The following is a 4,690-nucleotide window of genomic DNA, read 5'->3' on the forward strand; positions in this document are numbered from 1 at the left end:
ATAAAACGTTTTTTCCACGGGCGTGCAATAATGAAGTATGGAAGTCGAAGAATGGGGCCGATTGGAAATTAGTCAGGCCGAACACGTTTAAAGACCGTAGTTTTGATCCACAGCTGGATTGGGAAGGCAGGCATACCGCTGGTTATGTCGTTTATAAAGACAAGATGTGGATCGTCGGCGGCGATGCAAATCAGGGACATTATCAATTTGACGTTTGGAACTCTTCAGATGGAAAGTCGTGGAATTACGTCAATAAAGGAAAGCCGGTTCCGTGGGGACCACGTGTGCTGCATTATACATTGGTTTTTAACAACAAAATATGGATCATGGGTGGGCAGAGCCTGCCTCAGATTGGCGGCGGAAAAGAAGTCTTTTATCGCGACATCTGGAATACAACAGACGGTATCAATTGGACCCAAGTCACACCTCAGGAACCGTTCTGGCCACAGCGCGGCATGATTGGTGGTAATGTCGTTTTCAAAGATCGCATGTGGATCCTGGGAGGGGGAACCTACGATACCCCACAAACTCCACAGCGAAAATACTTTAATGATGTCTGGAGTTCTGAAGATGGTGTGAAATGGCAATCCCATGCGAAAGCCACACCGTGGGAACCCAGGCAATACCACGAAGTTGCTGCCTTTGATGGCAGAATGTGGGTTCTGGAAGGGTATGCCAAAGGCAATCGCAACGATGTCTGGCATTCAGACGACGGTGTGAACTGGTACGAAATACCGGACACACCCTGGAAACCTCGACACGCGGCCAGCGTTTATGTTTTCAATAACGCTCTCTGGATGGTCGCCGGTAACAACATGCAGAGCGACGTTTGGAAACTGGTTCGATCTGAGTAGAGCAGAAAATCAGGCCAGCCAGTTGAGAAGGACTGACTAAAAAGAAAAAGCCCCTGTTTATACATACGTAAAACAGGGGCTTTTATGGTTTTGGATAGCAGGTAAAACTGCTATCGAATGGGCGATGAGGGGCTCGAACCCCCGACCCTCTCGGTGTAAACGAGATGCTCTAGCCAACTGAGCTAATCGCCCGAATGTTTGATTTGTATCGGTAAAACCGATCAATTTCCTGCATCATCATAGATGACACCCCGATATTATGGCAGGTTCGTAGCGAAATGCAACTCTAGCGTGTAAACTGTTTTAAGCCTTGACAGATTTTAGTTTTCTATGGTTTTTCCTTCTCTCTTGAAAGAATTGTGATATGTCTCATTGTCTGGTCACCGGTGGTGCGGGATTTATTGGAAGCCATCTTTGTGAACAATTAATCCAGCAGGGAGAACAAGTTACTGCCGTCGATGACCTATCGACCGGATTTTTGCAGAATCTGGATTCAATTATAGATCATCCGCAGTTCACGTTTCGTACGGGTTCGATTACCGATCCGGTTCTGATGGCGGAAATGGTGCAGGGGGTCGATACGATCTATCATCTGGCGGCAGCTGTGGGTGTAAAACTGGTTGCAGATAATCCCGTACGTACGATTGAAACCAATATTTACCCGACGGAAGTTTTGCTGCGACATGCGGTGCAGGGAGGGCATAAGTTTTTCCTGGCTTCCACTAGCGAAGTATATGGAAAAAACCCCAAAGAACGCTGGACTGAAGAAGACGATCTGCATTTCGGTCCAACAACGCGGCCGCGCTGGGCTTATGGTGCGTCCAAAGCCATTGATGAATTTTTGGCGCTCGCGTATCACCAGAAGTACGGTTTGGATGTAAGAATCGGACGTTTTTTCAATGTTGTGGGACCTCGTCAAGTGGGACAGTATGGAATGGTGATTCCCAGCTTTATTGAGCAGGCCCTTGATGGTGGACCGGTGGTAGTATTTGATGATGGAACCCAAATTCGGTGTTTCGGGCATGTGTCGGAGATCGTAGATTGTGTGATTGATCTGACGAATCTGGATGACGCGAAAGGCCAGGTCTATAACATCGGCAGTGATGAACCGGTTTCGATTTGCGAACTGGCGGAAGCAATCATTGCGAAGGTCAATCCGGAAGTCAAAATCGAATACCTGCCTTATAACAAAGCATATAATGAAGACTTCGAAGATGTCCGCCGTCGTGTTCCCGATTTAGGCCGGCTGGAGAAAACATTAGGTCGTAAGCCACAAGTCAAACTGGACGCGATCCTGGATGATATCATTGCGTCGAAGAAAAAAATCCGCGGGCTTGTCTGAAAGGATGTCCCTCTCGGGTGAATTCGATCGATTGCGGATTCTTCTATATCATCGTCGAACGAAGATTTTTTCTACGCTTTCTTAGAATGTGCTCTTAATATAATTGTCAGAGCCGGAACAATCCTTACAACCTGAGTCCGAATTTTGTGCGGATTCGAGTCGCAGTGAGAGGGTTCTCATTTCCAGAGTTCTTCTGACCCGATGATGGATGTAAGTGTGGTTCTCGAACCAACAATACACAGGCCAGCATTTCACAGGTCAAGGGAATGGAGAGTACGATGAAGGGATTCCGGATCAAGTTAATCGCTTTGACGGTTTTAGCAGGAATGTTTGGCCCAGGTCTCGCGGTGCAAACAGCAGAGGCTGGCGGAGGTCGATTTTTTCTTTCCAAATGTGAGTTGTGTGAAGAAGAGAGCTACGGTCGCCAATATAAGGCCAGCACTTATCCCTGGCCGCGCTATTCGTACCACATGTATCGCGGAAAACGCTGTGATGCGCGAATGCGAACGGGCCTCGTTCCGCGTTACGAATACAACCGCTATCAGGTGAAGAGCATGCAACCATTTTCCGGCGAAATGTTGCCTTTACCTGAATAACGAAATGATCAGGGCGTACTCAAAAACTGCCGTGAGACTATGGAAATGATGCTCCTGTGTGTAGTCTAAAGGGTGAGATTTCAACCTTTCTATTCTACGCTTGCCGGAGAATGTTTACATGTTTCGCCTCGCGCTGCTGCTCTTTGTCTGTCTGATCCCCTTTCCCTCATTGAGTGCGGCCGTTCTGAAAGGGAAAGTCGTTGATGCTTCCACGGGAAAGATCATACCTGCCCGCCTGTCAATTCATTCAGCGACGGGCACTGCCTATTTTGCAGAAAGTGTCGCCAAAGCAGGATCGGCAATCAAATATGATAAGCAGCGCAGCCCGACCAGCATAGAACAGCATGTGACATTGTCAGCGCATGAATTCCAGGTGGACCTGCCTCCCGGAGAATATCGGATTTCTGCTTTTCGAGGCAAAGAATATATTCCCGCTGTAGAAAAAATTCGTGTCAAGGATCAGTCCGTTGAGGTAACTGTTTCATTAAAACGCTGGGCGAATATGGCCAATCAGGGCTGGTATTCCGGAGATACCCACGTGCATCGTCTGGTAAAAGAACTTCCGAATGTGATGCTGGCAGAAGATTTGAATGTCGCGTTGCCCTTGACCAACTGGGTTTCAATTTCCGATCAGCCTCCCTCGCGGGGTAATTTGAATACCGACCAGGATGCCGTCAAAGCGGCTGCTGTATATGTGGATCCGACGCACGTTTATTATCCGTTGAATACGGAATATGAAATTACGCAGGTGAATAATAAACGTCATGTGTTAGGTGCCGTTTTTGTTTTGAATCAAAAAGAAGTTCTCAAGATGGGCGCGCCTCCCGTCACTCCCATCGCAAAGGCTGCCCGCAAACAGGGAGCGTTACTCGATCTGGATAAACATTCCTGGCCTTGGTCTTTAATGCTGGTGCCAGTAATGGACGTGGATTTGTTTGAGTTAAGTAACAATCATATTTGGAGGACGAATTTCCATTTCAAAAATTTCATTGTGCAGACGCGTCCCACTCATTTAGATTTTGAAATGGAAGAGGATGGTTTTACCGAAAATGGTTGGATGCATTATGGATTCGAGATGTACTACAGCATGTTAAATTGCGGGTTTCGAATGCGTCCGACCGCGGGAACCGCTTCGGGAGTGCATCCGGTTCCTTTAGGATTTGGACGCGTTTATGTGAATCTACCAGATGGTTTCAGTTATGAGAAATGGATGTCCGGCCTGGATGCGGGGCGCAGTTTTGTGTCTACCGGGCCGATGTTAACTCTGAAAGTGAACCAATCTCATTTGGGGAAAACGTATCAGAAACCTGCAGGCGCAGAGTATGTTTGTCATTTAGAAGGTGCTGCACGATACTGGAAACCGATTTCCCGGATCGAAGTTGTCGTGAATGGCGATGTGATAGAAACGATCAAACCCACCAATCAAAGGGGAGCCGATTCTGCATTGACCTCAGCCATTGATCTCAAGCTGAAATTAAAAGGTTCGGCATGGGTGATCGTGCGTTGTTTTTCGAAAGATCAGCGTTTCATTTCTGCAGATCAAGTGGAGCGAATGCGATTTGCACATACGGCGCCGGTCTATTTTGATGTTCCCGGTCAGCCTGTGCGTCCCAAACGGGCAGCCGTTCAATATTTGATCCGTCGTTTGGAAGAGGAAATCGTGCGAAATAAGGGCGTTTCGAACGCCGGTTGTGTAAATGAGTATCGCCAGGCTCTGGAAACCTATCAACGTTTGTTGCCGACGGCCCGGTGAACCAGATAAACTGTAAGGAATTAACCGTCAACACTCCGACCCGCATTCATCCTGCCCGTATCACCCCGCTGGAGCCAGTATGTTTTCACACTTCAAAAATTTCTTATGCCCGTCTTGTTTTGTTATCATTCTTTCTTTACAGGTA

Annotated in this window: 4 protein-coding genes and 1 tRNA gene; 4 read left to right on the top strand and 1 reads right to left on the bottom strand. The window is 47.5% G+C overall.

The features are described 5' to 3' along the window. Positions 1-854, top strand: an 854-nt coding sequence (locus Q0668_RS16230; protein ID WP_298866535.1) for a hypothetical protein, incomplete at its 5' end; no start/stop codon positions are given. A 118-nt stretch (positions 855-972) separates the two neighbouring features. On the opposite strand, the gene Q0668_RS16235 is transcribed toward Q0668_RS16230, so the two are convergent. Next, positions 973-1,046, bottom strand: a tRNA-Val gene (locus tag Q0668_RS16235). Between the two features lie 172 nt (positions 1,047-1,218). Between Q0668_RS16235 and Q0668_RS16240 the strand changes: the two genes are divergently transcribed. The 3 genes from Q0668_RS16240 to Q0668_RS16250 all read left to right on the top strand — a co-directional run bounded on the left by Q0668_RS16240 (position 1,219) and on the right by Q0668_RS16250 (position 4,545). Next, positions 1,219-2,196 (top strand): GDP-mannose 4,6-dehydratase, encoded by a 978-nt coding sequence (locus Q0668_RS16240; RefSeq protein WP_298866536.1) that lies wholly within the window; start codon positions 1,219-1,221, stop codon positions 2,194-2,196. 278 nt (positions 2,197-2,474) lie between these two features. Next, positions 2,475-2,792 (top strand): hypothetical protein, encoded by a 318-nt coding sequence (locus Q0668_RS16245; RefSeq protein ID WP_298866538.1) that lies wholly within the window; start codon positions 2,475-2,477, stop codon positions 2,790-2,792. A gap of 118 nt (positions 2,793-2,910) precedes the next feature. Beyond that, positions 2,911-4,545: a CehA/McbA family metallohydrolase gene (locus Q0668_RS16250; RefSeq protein ID WP_298866540.1), complete on the top strand. Its 1,635-nt coding sequence runs from the start codon at positions 2,911-2,913 to the stop codon at positions 4,543-4,545. The last annotated feature ends 145 nt before the right edge of the window (positions 4,546-4,690 follow it).

The sequence above is a fragment of the uncultured Gimesia sp. genome (assembly GCF_937910335.1).
Classification (GTDB): domain Bacteria; phylum Planctomycetota; class Planctomycetia; order Planctomycetales; family Planctomycetaceae; genus Gimesia.